Origin of the sequence: Flavobacterium sp. H122, assembly GCF_004959765.1 — a bacterium.
Taxonomy (GTDB): domain Bacteria; phylum Bacteroidota; class Bacteroidia; order Flavobacteriales; family Flavobacteriaceae; genus Flavobacterium.
Window position 1 is genome coordinate 79,508 of record NZ_SJZD01000005.1, and the last position, 17,350, is coordinate 96,857.

Below are 17,350 nucleotides of genomic sequence, written 5' to 3' on the forward strand. Positions count from 1 at the left end.
TATAATGATTACAATTGTAGAAGCTAACAACAAGAAACTTTTAAAAGAATACGTAACGTTTCCTTTTAAACTATATAAAGACAACAACTATTGGGTACCGCCCTTAATCAGTGACGAGCTGGCAACATTCAATAAAGACGAAAATCCTGCTTTTAAAAGTGCCGAGGCTTATTTCTATCTGGCTTACAAAAACAATGAAGTTGTTGGCCGTATCAGCGCTATTATCAACTGGGACGAAGTAAATCAATTAGGAAAAAAGAAAGTCCGTTTTGGCTGGTTTGATGCGATTGATGACATAGAAGTAACAAAAGCTTTACTTGAAAAAGTATATGATTTGGGTAAGAAACACAATATGGAGCAAGTGGAAGGCCCAATGGGTTTCACCAATCTTGATAAAGTAGGATGCCTTACCGAAGGTTTTGACCAGTTAAGCACAGCTATTGGCTGGTATAACCACCCATATTATGCATCGCATTTTGAGCAGTTGGGTTTTCAGGTTGAAAAAAAATATATTGAAAGTGAATTTTCTTTTGATGGAGTAACTCATGAACCTATTAAAAAAGCTGCCGACTTAATAAAAGCACGTTATGGTCTTAAACCAATAGGTTTTAAATCTACCAAAGAAATAGTTCCTTATGTTGACCGGATGTTTGAATTGTTTAACGAAACATATTCAAAACTTCAATCTTTTGTTGCGGTAAGCAAAACACAAATAGATTATTTCAAAAAGAAATACATTCCTTTTGTAAACCCCGAATACATTAAATTTATCGAAGACAAAGATGGCAATATAATTGCTTTTGCCATAGTAATGCCTAATTATGCACAGGCACAGCAACAAATAAAAGGAAAGTTATTCCCGTTTGGCTTTTTAAAAATGTTAAATGCGAAGAAAAACAGTAAAGAAGCGGTTTTCTATCTGATAGGTGTTTTACCGGAATATCAAAGCAAAGGCGTTACAGCTGTAATTTTTGAAGAATATTACAGAATTTTTGAGCAAAAAGGAATAAAAAAATGTATCAGGACACCTGAACTGGAAGAAAATAATGCCATCCATAATTTATGGAAAAACTTCAATCCAATAATTACAAAACGCAGATGTACTTTCAGTAAACCTTTATAAATAAAAAATCCTCATCAAAAAAGATGAGGATTTTTTTATAGTTTTCAATCTTAATTAAGAAACGTTTTCCACATTTGCATCAGCAAGCGCTTTGTAAGTACCGTTTGACAATTTCTCACGGATTGCCTCAAAAGCTGACAATGTTTCGTCAATATCAGCAATTGTATGTGAAGCTGTTGGAATCATGCGCAATAAAATAATTCCTTTTGGAATAACCGGATACACAACGATTGATAAGAAAATATTATAATTCTCTCTTAAATCATTTACCATTACCATTGCTTCAGGAATAGAACCCTCAAGATAAACAGGAGTCACACATGTATTAGTATCGCCAATATTAAAACCTCTTGATTTTAATCCGTTTTGTAGATAATTTACGTTTTCCCATAGTTTGTTTTTCAACTCCGGCATAGTACGAAGCATTTCCAAACGCTTTAAAGCACCTACAGTGAAAATCATTGGTAACGATTTAGCGAACATTTGAGAACGTAAATTGTATTTCAAATAATCAATTACATCCTTGTCACCCGCCACAAAAGCACCAATACTTGCCATAGATTTAGCAAAAGTAGAGAAGTAAACATCAATACCGTCCTGACATCCCTGCTCCTCACCTGCTCCGGCACCGGTTTTACCCAAAGTACCAAATCCGTGAGCGTCGTCTACCAACAAACGGAATTTATATTTTTTCTTAAGCTCAACAATTTCTTTTAATTTTCCCTGCTGCCCTCTCATCCCGAAAACACCTTCAGTGATAACTAAAATACCACCTCCAAGTTCTTCGGCCATTTTTGTAGCACGCTGTAAGTTTTTCTCTAAACTTGCAACGTCATTATGTTTATACGTAAAACGTTTACCCATATGAAGACGCACACCATCAATAATACATCCGTGTCCGTCAACATCATAAACAATAACATCATTTTTAGTTACAAGAGCATCAATAATAGAAACCATTCCCTGGTAACCAAAATTCAATAAATAGGCAGCTTCTTTACCTACAAAACTTGCCAATTCATTTTGCAATTGCTCATGTAATGTAGTATGACCGCTCATCATACGCGCACCCATAGGGTAAGCAGCACCGTATTGCGCAGCAGCTTCCGCGTCAACTTTTCTAACTTCAGGGTGGTTTGCCAATCCTAAATAATCATTAATTGACCAGTTTAAGATTTCTTTACCATGAAACTTCATTCTAGGTCCAAGTTCACCTTCTAGTTTCGGGAAAACATAATAACCTTCAGCTTGAGAAGCCCATTTTCCTAATGGACCTTTATTGTTTTGAATTCTTTCGAATAAATCTTTTACCATTTTAAATAGGATTTAAATCGAGGCAAAATTATAAATTAAAATAAATTAACTATCATTATTTTAGATATATATTTTAAAAAAATAACTATTTTTAGACTGCATTAACATACCGCTATGTCTAAACAAATTTTACGGGAACTCCCTGAATTGATTTCCAAAAATGTTATTACCGAGGAAATTGCCCAAAACATTAAAAATTATTACCAAAATAAACCAAATGAAAGCCCTAACAGGTTATTTGTGATTTTTGGAATAATAGGAGCTCTTCTGGGCGGGCTTGGAGTAATATTAATTCTCGCACACAATTGGGATGGCTTTTCTGTAGCTACAAAAACAACAATTTCATTTATACCATTATTACTGGGTCAAACAGCATGTTTTTACACTTTGCTTAAAAAATCTGATTCACAAACCTGGCGGGAATCGAGTGCGGCTTTTTTACTTTTTGCTATTGCAGCCACGATTTCCCTGACAGCTCAGGTGTATAATTTACCCGATAATTTTGATGGTTTTTTATTAACCTGGATAATCCTGGCACTGCCTTTAATTTACATCATCAATTCCTCATTTGTTTCTTTACTGACTATTGCAGGAATTACATGGTATTACTGTGTGGTCAATTATGGTTACCCCAAAGCTCAGGAATGGTACCACTGGGGATTACTGCTGTTTATTCTTCCGCATTATTACTATTTATTAAAAAACAATCCTAAATCCAACTTCACACGATTTCATCATTGGTTTTTTGTGGCAGCATTATTAATTATGCTTCCCTCGGTTTCATATAAAAGCAACACGTTTACAATAATAGGCTTTTCAGCTTTGTTAAGCATTTTTTATTTCATTGGAAAAATAAATTTCTTCAATCAACTAAACCAATTCAGAAATGCTTATTGGCTCATTGGGAAAATTGGAATCTTATTACTGATTTTCATTTTCAGTTTTAAAGATCTCTGGGAAGAGATTCAGGGCAAAACCGAAAATATTTTCGGATTGGACTCGATAATATACTCAGCATTAGCTGTAATCGCAGTTTCTTTTCTTATTAACCAAATTAAAAAAGAAAACCTTTCAGTCATTAACCCAATTGCTTTTGGTTTTATATTATTTGCACTCCTGTATTTCTTCCGCAATAAAACAGAAACTTATGCATTAGCAGCATTTGCCAATATCTTTATTCTGTTGACAGGAATTTATGAAATTAAAAAAGGAGCTGATTCAGACAATATTTACAAACTAAACATGGGATTATCAACAATAACTTTATTAATTATCTGCCGGTTTTTTGACACCGAAATGAGTTTTGTTGTAAGAGGGCTTCTCTTCCTTGTTATTGGAATTGGTTTTTTCGCCATGAACTATTATTTAATAAAAAAAAGAAGTCATGATAAAAAATAAAAAACTGTTGTATGCAGCATTTGGAATTTTAATACTGGTCCAGCTGGCAATTCCTTTTCAAATGATAAGAAGCAACAACGATATCCTAGAAAACGGAAAAACATTCAAATTCAAATGCATCCCATTTGATCCATACGATGCTTTCAGAGGCAAGTACATTGATTTAAGTTTTGATATAAACACTGCATATTCAGACAAAAAAATAGATGTTTCAAAAGATGTATATGCTGTTTTAGAAAATGACAAGGATGGCTTTGTAAAAGTCAAGAGAATTACAACCAGTATTCCTCCTGAACCGAATTCTTACCTTAAAGTCAAAGCTTCTTCTCAATACGAATATAACGGTAAAACTCAGGTTTCGATAGAATTGCCTTTCAACAGATTTTACATGAACGAATACAAAGCGCCAATAGCTGAAAAAGTGTACAATGCAATTAGCCGCGATCAAACTAAAAACATCTATGCAGAAATTGCCATAAAAGATGGCCAAGGTGTGATTAAGGATGTAATTATTGATTCAATACCCATAAAAGATTATATAAAAAAAAGCAGCCTTAAGTTTTAAGACTGCTTTTTTCAATTCTGATTCTCTTTATTAATGTTCTTTAGCCGCTAAATAACGTTCAGCATCCAGCGCAGCCATACATCCAGTTCCCGCCGCAGTAATTGCCTGACGGTATACATGATCCGCAGCATCTCCAGCAACAAATACTCCGGGAACATTTGTTTTTGAAGTTCCAGGTGTGTTTACAATATAACCTGTCTCATCAAGAGTGATATACTCTTTGAAAATATCAGTATTTGGTTTATGACCAATGGCTACAAAGAAACCAGTTGCAGGAATTTCTCTTTTCTCACCAGTAGCTCTATCAACAACTCTTACACCTGTAACCACTTGACCATCTCCTAAAACCTCATCAGTTTCAGTATGCATTAAAATTTCAATATTTTCTGTTTTACGAACACGTGCTTCCATAATCTTAGAAGCCCTGAATTGTTCGCTGCGCACCAACATAGTTACTTTTTTACACATTTTAGCCAAATAATGTGCTTCTTCACATGCACTGTCACCGGCACCTACAATAACTACTTCCTGATTACGGTAAAAGAATCCGTCGCAAACCGCACAAGCAGAAACTCCCCCGCCCATATTCAAATAATGCTGTTCTGAAGGCAAACCTAAATACTTAGCTGAAGCTCCTGTTGATATAATTACAGTTTCACAATGAATTTCTTTTGTATCATTAATCCAAACTTTATGAATATCACCGGAAAAATCAACTTTAGTAGCCCATCCGTCACGGACATCAGTTCCAAAACGTTTTGCCTGTTCCTGCAGCTGCACCATCATTTCCGGTCCCGTAACACCATCCGGATAACCGGGAAAATTTTCCACTTCATTAGTTGTAGTCAATTGTCCTCCAGGCTGTGTACCTTGATATAAAACCGGAAACATATTAGCTCTGGCTGCATAAATTGCCGCAGTATACCCTGCAGGACCAGAACCTATTATCAAACATTTTACTTTTTCTATAGTATCTGACATAAATTTTAATTTTTTCAGCCCAAAAATAAGGAATTTATACGGCCTGACGGAAAACTTCAATTACACTTATCAATAGTTTTATAAACAATAACAATTCTTTTTAAAAAAAAATAAAAAAATTCTTTTAAAACTAAAAAAAGTTCTTATATTTGCACCCGCTTTCGGGGTGTAGCGTAGCCCGGTCATCGCGCCTGGTTTGGGACCAGGAGGTCGCAGGTTCGAATCCTGCCACCCCGACAAAAAAGTCTGTATCATATAAAATGAAACGGTCTTATGAAAGCAAAAAAACCTTTCTGTTCACACAGAAAGGTTTTTTTATTTTGTTACTACCTGAAAACCGATTTCCTTATAATTCGGTTAAACAGCTTATACCCTAAATTAGACCGAAGCAGTTTCATTGCATTTGCATCAAAACCAATTGTATAGCGCGTAAAATTCTTTTTGGGATTGTTGGCAATACTGAAAAGTGTTTTGGTTATTTCGGAAGTAAGATTAGTATTCTTCTTTGTTTTTTTATGAAGAATGCTGCTTATTTTCTCCATTAACAGATCATATGAATCAATTCCCGACATTTCTGATTTTACAACATGGCTCTGGAAAGCTGTTGGTGCGTTTCCAAATTGAACTGTGCTCACACTGATATTAAAATCCAGCAATTCATACGACATACATTCCGAGAAGCTTTCAACCGCTTTCTTTGTAGAATGGTAAAAACTTCCCAAAGGCAGATTAACCAATCCGGCAATAGAGGATATATTGATAAACTGACCGTAACGCTGTTCTCTGAATACCGGAATAAAAGCACGGCTCATTTTTACAACTCCAAACCAGTTAACATCTACAATATGCTTTATTTTTTCATCTTCAGAAAGCTCCACAAAACTTCTATAACCAATTCCTGCATTATTAATAATCGCATCTATGGTTTTATGGTTTGCCAGTATTTCCTTTTTGGCATTTTCAATACTTTCAGTTGATGTCACATCAATAATATAACTGCTTACATTAGGCAGCCCTACAATTTCCTTACCATGATCAAAACATGTCATCGTTGCTATAACGTGCCAGCCATTTGTTGAAAAATATTTTGCTGTTGCTGCACCTATTCCACTTGAAGCACCAGTGATAATAACCGTTTTCATATCTTTTAAATTCTTTTGTCAATAAATGTAATGGGCTTTCGGCTCATTGGAGTGAAAATCACCTTGTTCAACACCTCAAAAGGCACAAATTCAATTTTAGGTGTCACTCTTAGTTTTGCCCTGAAATGATCTTTAATCTCGCTTAAAAAAGCTTCGGAGTTATTTCTTGCCGCAATTTTAATTAAAATCTCGTCAGTTCCTAAATCATTTGTCGAAATCTCTATTACATGTGCCTGAATAGCTTCAAAATAATTCAGTAAATCATGCATAGCCGGCGGATACAAAGTAGTTCCTTTGTATTTTATCATGTGTTGCTTTCTGCCTATAACAGGACCAACACGCAATGTATTCCTTCCGCAGGCACATGGATCAGTATGCAGTTTTACAATATCTCCGGTTTTAAAACGCAAAAGTGGCATTGCCTCTACTCCTAAGGTAGTTATTGTTAATTCGCCGCTTTCGCCCGGAGCAACCGGATTATCATTTTCATCCAGTACTTCTGTTATAATAAGTTCCGGATGATGATGCCCGCCGTGAAACTGGCTGCATTCAGTAAAAGCGGTACTCATTTCAGTTGAGGCATAAGTAGAAAAAAGCTGGACATTCCACTTATCCGTTATCTTTTTTGCTAAAATTGAAGGAGAAAAATCCTGATTTCTAAGTGATTCACCTATACAAACCACACCTTTGACACCCGAAGCATTGAAGTCGATATTATGATTTTCTGCATATTCTATCATTTTCAATAAAAACGAAGGCACCGCAACAAGGTATTTGGGCTTGTATTTCAGGATAGAATCCCATTGTAATTCAGGTACTCCGGCGCCCACCCTGATTATGCCTGCCTTTAGCTTTTTCAATCCTAAAAAATAGGCCAAACCAGCCATAAATCTCCTATCCATTGTAGTCATCAACTGAACCACATCGCCTTCCTGTATTCCGGCACAGGCAAATGAAATTGCTTCATTGTATGCCAGTCTATCCAAATCTCCGTCGGTTAGTCCAAAAGTTACCGGATTCCCTAAAGTTCCTGATGTAGTTGCATAATCAATTATTTTATGTCTGGGAACACAAAAAAAATCGTCGTTGTTTTCCTGCAGATCTGTTTTAGTAGTTACAGGAATTTTTGACAAATCATCAATGGATTTTATATCACTGATATCAATTTTATTTTTTTCAAAAACAGATTGATAATAAGGCGAAAACTCTTTTAAATACGCCAGTAATTCCTTCAGCTTCATTTCCTGAAGCTGGTTTATTTCTTTCTCAGATGCCTTTTCAATTAATGGAATCATTGGATTTTTCTTTTAATTTTTCTCAGATACTTTTCGATTTGAAGTTTATCCGGAACTGTCGTTATTTCTTTAGTCAGGGCTTTTTCAAACTGCACCTTAGCCTCCTTATATAATTTTTTACCAAAATAATACTTTCCGGTTTTTGTATACACAACCCAAAAATGAGGATTCAGCTCCTGATATTCTTTGATAAAATTTGGATCTAAATTTTTATCATTTTTCAAAGCATCATCAACAATTCTGTCTTGAATTCTGAATTTTTCATAATCAGCAAAGGCTTTGGAATTTACAAAATCTTCTTTCTGAATTGCAAGTGATTCGTTTTCTAAAACTACAAAATCCTTTGGTTTATCCTTAAAAATTTCATTTAAATCGTAAGCTACAAATTGACCTAACTGATACGGATTAGTGGATACCCAAACCAATTTGCTTTCGGGCTTAAAAACAACACTATGATGTGCCAGCAACTGATTTAAAGCTTTTTCGTTCCCGTAACCAATTTCCTTATCATTTAAACCTTCTCTGTTTCTAAGAATCTGAACCATTTTCTGCGGGTTCATTTTATTATTTTCAACCAGTAATTCATTCATCCGCTCAAAACGATACATGGAATGGCTTTCTTTTATATGCTTCTGGTTTCTTTTATCTTCACGGTAAGCACTGCTTTGAAAATGATTGGAGCAAACCAACTGATTCGAATTTTGAACTTCATAAACTCCAAAATTTTTAGGAGATACTTCTATTAAAACCGCTTTTTTATCTTTTGCACTTCCAATCATGATTGATTCAGAAACAAAAACCTGACTTTTTTTAGCAATTTCAACAGCTTCCTGTATGGTCGAAGCGTACTGCAGAATTTCTCTGGCAACGATTGATATTGGCGTTTTGGCTACCAGAGGGATTTTAGATTTCCCTGCATTTATAGTCACTGTCAGACCTTCATTATTCATTCCGGAAACCACTCCGGTCATACCTGCCCAGCCAACACTCATAAACGGATAACCCTTATCCGGTTTTACAAAAGAAATCATCTTATCCTGAGCAAATTCATCTCCGGCATAAAAATCAAAATTTCTTCCTATCAGTAATTCTCCGTCATCTGTCTTATTTCCCCAAACGGCCATTGAAGAACAGCCAACCAGTGCCAAATCCTGCATGGCATGACCAATATCATGCGCACCGTGTAAATACAGGCTTCTTAAATATTTAGGCGCAATGTTGTTAAATCTATCAGAACTAAATTGAGAAATACCATATATCTCAGTCTTATATTCTTCAGGAATGTTTAAATATAATTTCCGGTTGTACCATTTTAAAAAATGACGTAAAAGCTTTTGCCTGAATTTTGAAGGCACTAAATCCTCAATCCTGGAAAAGAAAACACGTTCCTGCTTTTCCACCATATTTTTAGCCAGACTGCCATGTAAAAGCCCTCGTTGCAAAGGATCACCTTCAATGTATAATTCCCAGATATTCTGCTTATTCTTAATCAGAAAATTTTTGTCCGAAGTAAAGAGACTATCTGAATGCTTTTTAACATCAGGCATTTTATTATCATAACCAATCAAATGGGGCTTATGATGAATAGATTTTGAAATACCACAGGAAAAGAACAAAAAAACAATTCCAATGAAAAACAGTATTTGGATTCTTCTTTTCATTACTTATTTTTCAATTCGCTGTTGATTTTATTAATCAGATAATCTTTTCCTAAAATTTCCGAACAAGTTACAACAGCTCCGATAGTTACTCCTAAAACACCATGCATATTAATGCTTTGACCTGTTAACAGCAGATTTTCAATTTTTGTTTTAGGTGAAATGAATGTTTTCATTGGATTATTGGAATCTTTCACATAACCATATAAATTACCATGATGTCCGCCTATATAGTCTCTATAGGACAATGGTGTTGAGGCATGAACCGATTTTATATGTTCCCGGATATTGGGAAATTTTTTCTCCAGCTCGTTCAAAAAGACTTCTGTCTTCCTTTGCTTAAAAGCTTCGTAATCCTCTCCTCTGTCCTCCGTTTCTGCAACTGTATTATGGCTTGATTCCCATGGTTTCATTTCATCAAAACGCATATAAGTAATTCCGGTTAAGCTTTCTGCCCATTCCTGATTTTCAGATGCAACATTCATAGAAACCATATAACTTTCCGGCCATGACTGCTCGGTATAGTTTCCAGCTTCCCAAATACGGTCTGCATCTTTAAAGTGATAGTAATTATGATTGATATATTTGAACGATTCCGGTTTGAAAACAACATAAATACTGAACGGAGCAATCAGAACATCCAGCTCCTGAATCCGCTTATAGTAGGACTTTCTGAGTTTGTCCTCCCCTATCATTTTAAGTGTTGTTTTAGGTTCAATATTTGAAATAAAAACATCACCAAAATACTCTTTTCCGTTTTTTACTTTTGCCGAAACCAGTTTACCTTCCTCAAAACCAAAATCAATTACTTCGCTATGCTTAAAAACTTCGCCTCCATATTTCCTAATCTGCTTTATCAGCTGTTTGGTTATCTGACTTCCACCGTTAACACATCTCCATGAGCTTTGTATGTATGAATTTACAGAAAGTGCATGGACATAAAAAGGAGTTTTATCAGCAATTCCCGCATATAAAAAGTTGGATCCTGTCAAAACCGATTTCAGTTTTTCATTTGTTGTCAGCTCGTCAAAATAATTTTTAGCATTAATCGACAGAATTTCTTCCTGATAACCGTTTCCGTTTCTCAAATTATACAAAGGGAAAGAATCACAGGTATACTGCAGATTTTCACAATACTTTCTTAATGTTTCCTCTTCTTCAGGAAAAAAGACTTTCAGTTGTTTTACAAAGTTATCGTAGCCTTGCGCATGAGGATATTCATTGGAATCGTTATCAAAAGTTATAAAATCATAACCGTCTTCGTTCATTTTTTTTAAACGAAGCTCATCCATGATACCTAAATAAGTAAAGTAGCTGTGTAAATTTTGTCCTTTTGTCAATCCGCCAATGTAATGAATACCGGTATCAAAAATTGTCTTGTCACGGACAAATGTCTGCAGATTACCGCCATACTGGTTATTTTTTTCCAAAACACAGACTTTCTTACCCTCTTTAGCCAATATAACTGCCGAGACTAATCCGCCCAGACCGCTTCCTATGATTACTATATCGTATTTATTTTCCAAGACTACTTTACTAAAACTATAAGATCTTTATTATTAACCTGAGTAACAAATCCTGAACTTTCAAAATATGACTTTAATTCAAAATTTGCTGTCAGCAGTATTTTGTTTGCTTTTGAAGCCAATTGCATTTTTTCTTCATGCAGCTCATGCGTATCAGAAATCAACACTGTGTCAAACTTGTGATTGACTTCTGACAGATTATCAATATACTTTATATCTCTCTTTTTTACAAGATAATTTGCAGATGCTATAGCTTTATTATCCTCATTTTCAAACAAAGACTGGATTTTTCGTTTGGGCTGCTGTATTGCTAAAAGGAAATCAATCTGTCCGAAATCATCTGCATGATGCAAAATACAGGCATCTTCAGCAATGTGTTTGTTTAGGTTAAAATACAGTGCTTTATTTTTTTTAAAATCGGTCTTAACTGCTGTTACAATTTCTTCTTCTTTATACAAAAAGCTCAGGAACAGTTTTTGACGGAAATAGTTCTCGTCCTCATAATCAGTTCTGATTTTTGCAAACTCCTGACGATAGAATTTATTTATTTTTTTAGTTCTTTCAGTGTAATCAATTCCAAACGAAGCATCATCAGCTTTTATACGCTCTCCTACCACAACCGAAATACTTTCGTTGTAAATCATAAAATCACCTTTAGGAGCAGTTTCTGAATTACCGTGTATGTAAATCGGCAGAATATCCAGATTAAATTCCTGTGCCAGGAAAAAAGCTCCCTTGTGAAAACGTTTCACCACATTGTCTTCCGAGCGCGTTCCTTCAGGAAAAATCATTAATGAATAGCCTTGCTCCACTTTTTCTTTCAAATGGTCCACACCTCCTTCTATGCCTTGTGAAACGGGATAATATCCCATGGCTTTTACCGCTTTTCCGAAAATTGGTGATTTATAAACCCAATCATTTACCAGATACACAATTTTATGCGTTACCATACCTAAGGCCAAAGTATCCAGTACTGATGTATGATTTGCAATTACAACCGCCGGCTTTTCAAAGGTTTCATTAAACTTATTAACTACCTGTTTTTTCACCAAAGGATTAGAATATAAAACCGATGTTACAAACTTAGCCATCATTTTTCTGAAAAGCAGCATCTTTTTTTCCGGTTTTCCAGGTAATACCTTAACCAGAAAACGTCCAAAAGTAGACAGGAGAATTCCGCCTAATGCGTAATAAATCAATGATATAACCGAATGTATAAATGTAAAAAAAGTTATTGGAGAATTTCCTTTTTTAACCCGGCTAAAGAAACATATCCTGAATAAAACAGGGTAAAATACAAACGTAATAATCAAGGCGGCAAATACTCCGATTAATGACACTGCCGATATCGATTTCAATGCAGGATGCTTTGCAAAAATTAAAGCTCCAATGGCTAAAACAGTCGTTAATGCCGCCAGAATTATTGATATCCTATAGGTTTTTGTTTCGTTTTTACCGGTTGTATATTCTTTTTGCAGAGCGCTTGTCATAAAAATACTGAAATCGACTCCGTGACCAAAAATCAGTGTACAGACAATTAAACTGAAAATATTCAGTTGAATATCAAACCAGCTCATTATACCGGCAGTAACCACACCGGTTACAGCGATAGGAATAGTACTGATAATTACCAGTTCTATCCGTTTGAAAAACATAAACAGAATCAAAATTACTGCAATAAACGAGTAATTAATCAAACTGTTAAAATCGTCACGAAGCTTTCCTAAAAAAGTTTCGTTCATTTGCTGACGGTCGATAGTGATTACTTCTTTTTGGACATCCATTGTGGACACAAAACGGTCTCTTTGATCCGGAGAAACTTTGGCAACCGAAGAAATTGTGTAAAATCCGTTTTTCTCGGTTACAAATTCTTCTAAAAACAAAGCTTTCAGTTGTGAGTACTCTTTAAAAGTTATCGGTGCAAAATCTTTAGCCAGCATGTCATAAAAATTCTGATGGGCTTCCGGTTTAAAACCAAGTTTCGCCCCACTGGCAATAAGCCTGCTTTTAACTTCCGCTTTTCGCTGGGCACTCCAAAATGAATTCCACTTTTCAATTTTTTGATTTTGTGCCTCCTGTGAAAGCACGATACCTCCTATAGAACTGAAATTTAAAATTTTATTTTCTGACTTTTCTTCTGAAAGATTTTGAAACAATGCCGCATTGTTTTTCAAAGCTTCATCAATAGAATTGCCATAGGTTGCCAGATAAATTGATTTAGAAGTCAGATTTGAGGAACTCTCCAGTTTATTTTCAGCGTTTTTAATTTCAGAAGGAATGAAGTTCAAATCGGCCAAATTGTTATTGAATTTTACATTCCCAAAAGTGAACAGGCTAACCGCAATAACAATTACGCTTGAAATAATCAGAAATTTATTTTTTTCGAATGAAAAACCGGCAACTTTATCCAGAACCGTCTGACGTTCTATGGTTACACCTTCTTTCGGTTTGTATAAATGCGGAATAATCAATAATGAAAAAACTGCCGATACCATTACACTGATTGCCGCAAAAATCCCAAGATCCTTTAGTGCTTCAGAATTCACAAACAGCAGACATAAAAACGCAACAGCTGTAGTGGAACTGCTCATAAGAAGAGGCATCGTAATATCTTTATACAAAGCTTCAACATTACTGTTATGACGGTAATGCGTCATAATGTGAAGCGAATAATCGATAGTCACTCCTAACAGCACTGCGCCGACACTTAATGAAATGGCTGAAATAGTTCCTTTTAAAAAAACCAGTCCCGCAATAGCCACTGCAATTCCAAAAAGCGTTGGAATGAATATAATAACCGGTATAAATATTTTGCGGTAAAAAAGAATCAAAATAAGCATTAAAGCTCCAAGTGAAGCCAAAATGGTCGTAACAATATCTGATTTTATCTGTTTGGCATTAGCCACAGCAATCAATGAAGAACCAAAATAATCAACTGAAGCTTTTCCTTTGAATTCTTTGTTCAGCTGTTTTTTGATATTGTATAGGTTTTCAGCAAAAAGTGAGTTTTTTTCCGTTTCACTTCCGCCCAGTTTGGGATTAATGAACAACAGGAGTTTGGATTCATCTTTTGTGACCACATAACCATTTTTTAACTGGAAATCGTCACCAATACTCAGTTGCTGCAGTTTCTTTAAAGAAATAAATGAAATTCCTAAAGGGTCATTAATAATAAAATCTTTAGCAATTATTCCTGTCGGAGAAATTAAAGTTCTGTAGTTTTTATCAACCTGAATTGCAATACTGTCGCTTGATAATTTTTTCTCAATTTGGTGATAATCCCTGTCTTCCAGAAACAGAGGAAGATTATTAAAAACAAACTGAAATGTTTCCTGAATATTTTCTTCATCAACTTTACCCTGTATGTTTTTAATGTATTCGCTGCACGATTGGACACTATCCAAAAAAACATCTGCTGTTTCAGTTAAATCATCAACAGTTGCGTTTTTATCTTTTTCAACAATTACAGTGATTTTATCAGAAAACCTGAGTTGCTGCAATACTTTTGCAGTGACATCGGCTTTTTCATTTTTAGGAATAATTCGTGTAATGTCTTCTTCAAATTTAATCTTTGAAGCTAAAAAACCAAACACCAACAAAATACTTAAAGCAATAGTTATTGCCAGTACTTTATTTTTTTGTACAAACTGATGGATTTTTATAAAATAATGGTGCATTTACTGTTCTGATTTTCTGGTCAGCGAAAGTAATAAATAACTTCCAACTCCGAAAATAAAAGCCATAACAGTTGCCAAAACAAAACTGCCTATAAGGTATTGAACAATATTGGTTTTGATGTGGCTGAATTCAATGGGGTGATTAAAAGAAAATTTAGCTTTATCCGCAACGAACAAACCTCCGGTTTTAAGTGATCCATAAATAACAAACGGAATCATAGGAGGAATACTGATATTTGAAAAAGCAAACGCAAGGGCTTTGTTCCAACGCAGCAAAACTGAAACAGAAATTACAACGGCGGTTTGAAATCCCCAGAAAGGTGCAATACCGCAAAAAACCCCAAGCGCAATGGATAATGCTTTTTTTAGATTGGAATCAGAACTGGCTAAAATGTCTTCTTTGAAAAAATCCTTAAAGTTTTTTTTTTTTTAAACTTCTGAAGAAATTTCTTGGTTTGATGTAAATAAATAAAATCAGCACCAAAAAAGTATTTAAAATACTTATTCTTGTAAAATCTTTAAATGGTCTGAAATGTGTAACCCTTTCGTTTGGATCATATAGAATTTTAACGGGTACATTTTTCACCATCACATCATTCCACGCAGTGCGGACAATAACTTCTATCTCAAATTCAAATTTTTTGGTAAAAAACTTCTCCGGAATACTGTTCAAAGGATACAATCTAAAACCAGACTGTGTGTCCTGCAAAGTAATACCGGTTTCAAACCAGAACCAGAAATTTGAAAATTTATTTCCAAAACTGCTCTTCTTTGGCACACCATCCTGATTCATATTACGGCTGCCGATAAGCAAAACATCTTTTCCTTCTTTCTCCAAAGCATCAAGAAATACAGGAATATCATCAGGAAAATGCTGTCCGTCAGAATCAATGGTTATTGCATAATCATAATTCAGTTCCTTTGCTTTTTTAAAACCTTCACGAAGTGCATTTCCTTTACCTTGATTTTTATCAATATTAATTAAGGTAAAAGACTCGTTATAAGAATTTAAAATTTCAGAAGTTACATCGGTCGAACCGTCATTAACCACAATCAGATTGTGAGTTTGTTCTAAAACCCCGTCAATAACTCTTCGAAGCGTTTTGTGGTTATTATAAGTAGGGACAATAACACAAACGTTTAGCTCATTGATTCTTTCCGAAACTTTTTGAACGTCATTCATATTGTGTTACTTGATTTTTTGTTTTTCTGAATCTGTAAAAACTGTGGATTGTCCGATATAGATTTTTATATATTCTTTCAATTCCTTTGATTGCTTATCGTAAGAAGTGAGGATTATTTTTTTGTCCTCTTCTATATTGGCTTTGTATTTGAGGAATTTGGGCGTATTTTCCTGAATACTCAGTCTAACCAATCGTATTTCGGCATTATTAGGATCCGCTTTAACCGAATTTTCAATAAGCGTAACTGCTTCAATAAACAGTTTTTTCTTCTTGATTTTTTCGAATGTAAATTTGGATTTCAATGCAATGGCTGCGCCTTTATATGCTAAAAGCGTTTTATTGTCTTTTGAATAATCAGCCATTAGATTGTAAAATTCAAGAGCGCTTTGTTTGGTTTTAGAAGCGGCATAATACTCCTCCCTTACAGAAGACAAGTCCTGCATAAAAAACATCCAAAGGGAAAATACTATTGAAAATAAAAACTTCAAAATTATGCTTTTTTGTAAGTGTTTGTCAATTTTAAAGCTACAGTCTCATCAAAACTTGTAGTGTTTTTTACTTTAATTTCAGAAGATAAATCACCTGATATTTCCAGTTCCAGATTAAGCTTAGGGTTTATATCCGGATTGATAAGCGCCATAAACTTAACGTTAGAGGAATTTGTCATAAATAAAGAACTTCCCAGGATTTCCTGAGAAAGTTCTTTTATAATCTGCATCATACACACACCCGGAGTCACAGGATTCCCAGGAAAATGCCCTTTAAAAATATCGTGCTGCCTGTTAAGCATAACTGTTGCATTATATTTTCCATCAGCAACATTTTCTAATTTTTCTACCGTGTAAAAATCCTTAAGTAACATATGTATGTCTGTATAATATATTTTATTTAAAAGTATAAGTGATACCTGTTTGAAAAACTACGTTTGTAGAATCAAAATCATCATCAAAAGGAACAATTCCTTTTTTGATTCTCGCTTCAATACCAAAGTTTTCAGTAAAATTATATCCGGCTCCCAAAAAGAAAGCCAAATCTATTCCTGTCAGATCATCATCGTAATAGTTGTATGAATCATTGTAAGTATCTCCCAATACTTTTTTATTGTCATTTACTCTAATATCAAATGTAGGACCTACCTGAAAATTGAATTTATCAAATTTGAATTTATTAGCTAAACCAAGTGACAGGTATGCCAACTTAATATCATACGAGTGTCTTACGTTATTCTGGTCTATGTACTGGTATTCCGCACCTTGTCTTGAATAATTGATTTCCGGCTGTAAAGCATATACCTTTGATAAGTTTAAAGTTCCGAATCCTCCGATATAAAAATCAGTTCTGGTACCAAATTTTTCATTTGGATCATCTGTCTGTGTTAAATGAGCAAAGTTCGCTCCTACTCTCAATCCCGGTTTAAAAGATACCTGTGCGTTTATTTGTGTGGATCCAAAAAAGCATAAAAATGCTATAATAATCGATTTTTTCAT

General features: G+C 34.6%; 13 protein-coding genes, 1 tRNA gene and 1 pseudogene. 4 read left to right on the forward strand and 11 right to left on the reverse strand.

Going from position 1 to position 17,350, the window contains the following annotated elements; all coding sequences use genetic code 11:
- Positions 1-4: 4 nt before the first annotated feature.
- Positions 5-1,123, forward strand: a complete 1,119-nt coding sequence (locus EZM65_RS08980; RefSeq protein ID WP_136668222.1) for a GNAT family N-acetyltransferase — start codon at positions 5-7, stop codon at positions 1,121-1,123.
- Between the two features lie 54 nt (positions 1,124-1,177).
- On the opposite strand, the gene EZM65_RS08985 is transcribed toward EZM65_RS08980, so the two are convergent.
- A complete protein-coding gene (locus EZM65_RS08985; protein ID WP_136668223.1) occupies positions 1,178-2,437 on the reverse strand; it encodes an aminotransferase class I/II-fold pyridoxal phosphate-dependent enzyme in 1,260 nt (419 codons plus the stop codon).
- A gap of 114 nt (positions 2,438-2,551) precedes the next feature.
- Between EZM65_RS08985 and EZM65_RS08990 the strand changes: the two genes are divergently transcribed.
- Together EZM65_RS08990 and EZM65_RS08995 are read left to right on the forward strand one after the other, a co-directional pair.
- Positions 2,552-3,835 (forward strand): DUF2157 domain-containing protein, encoded by a 1,284-nt coding sequence (locus tag EZM65_RS08990; protein ID WP_136668224.1) that lies wholly within the window; start codon positions 2,552-2,554, stop codon positions 3,833-3,835.
- Complete coding sequence (locus tag EZM65_RS08995) at positions 3,822-4,400, forward strand: GDYXXLXY domain-containing protein (protein ID WP_136668225.1); 579 nt, start codon at positions 3,822-3,824, stop codon at positions 4,398-4,400. The genes EZM65_RS08990 and EZM65_RS08995 overlap by 14 nt, the downstream gene beginning before the upstream one ends.
- A gap of 30 nt (positions 4,401-4,430) precedes the next feature.
- Here EZM65_RS08995 and trxB read toward each other — a convergent pair whose 3' ends face one another.
- Complete coding sequence (trxB, locus tag EZM65_RS09000) at positions 4,431-5,381, reverse strand: thioredoxin-disulfide reductase (protein WP_136668226.1); 951 nt, start codon at positions 5,379-5,381, stop codon at positions 4,431-4,433.
- A gap of 162 nt (positions 5,382-5,543) precedes the next feature.
- On the opposite strand from trxB, the gene EZM65_RS09005 reads away from it, so the two are divergent.
- Positions 5,544-5,618, forward strand: a tRNA-Pro gene (locus EZM65_RS09005).
- A gap of 89 nt (positions 5,619-5,707) precedes the next feature.
- Here EZM65_RS09005 and EZM65_RS09010 read toward each other — a convergent pair.
- The 9 genes and pseudogenes from EZM65_RS09010 to EZM65_RS09050 form a co-directional block, all read right to left on the reverse strand.
- The gene (locus EZM65_RS09010) at positions 5,708-6,523 is read right to left on the reverse strand and encodes an SDR family NAD(P)-dependent oxidoreductase (RefSeq protein WP_136668227.1); all 816 of its coding nucleotides are present in this window, start codon (positions 6,521-6,523) and stop codon (positions 5,708-5,710) included.
- Positions 6,524-6,528: 5 nt separating this feature from the next.
- Positions 6,529-7,818 (reverse strand): phenylacetate--CoA ligase family protein, encoded by a 1,290-nt coding sequence (locus EZM65_RS09015; protein WP_136668228.1) that lies wholly within the window; start codon positions 7,816-7,818, stop codon positions 6,529-6,531.
- Complete coding sequence (locus tag EZM65_RS09020; RefSeq protein WP_136668229.1) at positions 7,815-9,479, reverse strand: C45 family peptidase; 1,665 nt, start codon at positions 9,477-9,479, stop codon at positions 7,815-7,817. The genes EZM65_RS09015 and EZM65_RS09020 overlap by 4 nt, the downstream gene beginning before the upstream one ends.
- Positions 9,479-11,002, reverse strand: coding sequence for an NAD(P)/FAD-dependent oxidoreductase (locus tag EZM65_RS09025; RefSeq protein WP_136668230.1), 1,524 nt, complete (start codon positions 11,000-11,002; stop codon positions 9,479-9,481). Before EZM65_RS09025 ends, EZM65_RS09020 begins: the two co-directional genes overlap by 1 nt.
- A gap of 2 nt (positions 11,003-11,004) precedes the next feature.
- On the reverse strand, positions 11,005-14,679 hold the full coding sequence (locus EZM65_RS09030) for a 1-acyl-sn-glycerol-3-phosphate acyltransferase (protein ID WP_136668231.1): 3,675 nt from the start codon (positions 14,677-14,679) through the stop codon (positions 11,005-11,007).
- Positions 14,680-15,862 (reverse strand): annotated as a pseudogene (locus tag EZM65_RS09035) (DUF2062 domain-containing protein). It lies immediately after the preceding gene.
- Between the two features lie 6 nt (positions 15,863-15,868).
- A complete protein-coding gene (locus EZM65_RS09040; RefSeq protein WP_136668232.1) occupies positions 15,869-16,351 on the reverse strand; it encodes a hypothetical protein in 483 nt (160 codons plus the stop codon).
- Positions 16,352-16,353: 2 nt separating this feature from the next.
- Entirely contained in the window at positions 16,354-16,725 is a 372-nt protein-coding gene (locus EZM65_RS09045; protein WP_136668233.1) for a 3-hydroxyacyl-ACP dehydratase, read from the reverse strand.
- A 22-nt stretch (positions 16,726-16,747) separates the two neighbouring features.
- Complete coding sequence (locus EZM65_RS09050) at positions 16,748-17,350, reverse strand: porin family protein (protein WP_136668234.1); 603 nt, start codon at positions 17,348-17,350, stop codon at positions 16,748-16,750.

Excerpts from the sequence above, each read along its gene's own strand:
- EZM65_RS09045 (WP_136668233.1), bottom strand. The coding sequence starts at position 16,725 with ATGTTACTTAAGGATTTTTACACGGTAGAAAAATTAGAAAATGTTGCT.
- EZM65_RS08985 (WP_136668223.1), bottom strand. The coding sequence starts at position 2,437 with ATGGTAAAAGATTTATTCGAAAGAATTCAAAACAATAAAGGTCCATTA.
- EZM65_RS09030 (WP_136668231.1), bottom strand. The coding sequence starts at position 14,679 with ATGCACCATTATTTTATAAAAATCCATCAGTTTGTACAAAAAAATAAA.
- EZM65_RS08980 (WP_136668222.1), top strand. The coding sequence starts at position 5 with ATGATTACAATTGTAGAAGCTAACAACAAGAAACTTTTAAAAGAATAC.
- EZM65_RS09010 (WP_136668227.1), bottom strand. The coding sequence starts at position 6,523 with ATGAAAACGGTTATTATCACTGGTGCTTCAAGTGGAATAGGTGCAGCA.
- EZM65_RS08995 (WP_136668225.1), top strand. The coding sequence starts at position 3,822 with ATGATAAAAAATAAAAAACTGTTGTATGCAGCATTTGGAATTTTAATA.
- EZM65_RS09050 (WP_136668234.1), bottom strand. The coding sequence starts at position 17,350 with ATGAAAAAATCGATTATTATAGCATTTTTATGCTTTTTTGGATCCACA.
- EZM65_RS09020 (WP_136668229.1), bottom strand. The coding sequence starts at position 9,479 with ATGAAAAGAAGAATCCAAATACTGTTTTTCATTGGAATTGTTTTTTTG.
- EZM65_RS08990 (WP_136668224.1), top strand. The coding sequence starts at position 2,552 with ATGTCTAAACAAATTTTACGGGAACTCCCTGAATTGATTTCCAAAAAT.
- EZM65_RS09015 (WP_136668228.1), bottom strand. The coding sequence starts at position 7,818 with ATGATTCCATTAATTGAAAAGGCATCTGAGAAAGAAATAAACCAGCTT.
- trxB (WP_136668226.1), bottom strand. The coding sequence starts at position 5,381 with ATGTCAGATACTATAGAAAAAGTAAAATGTTTGATAATAGGTTCTGGT.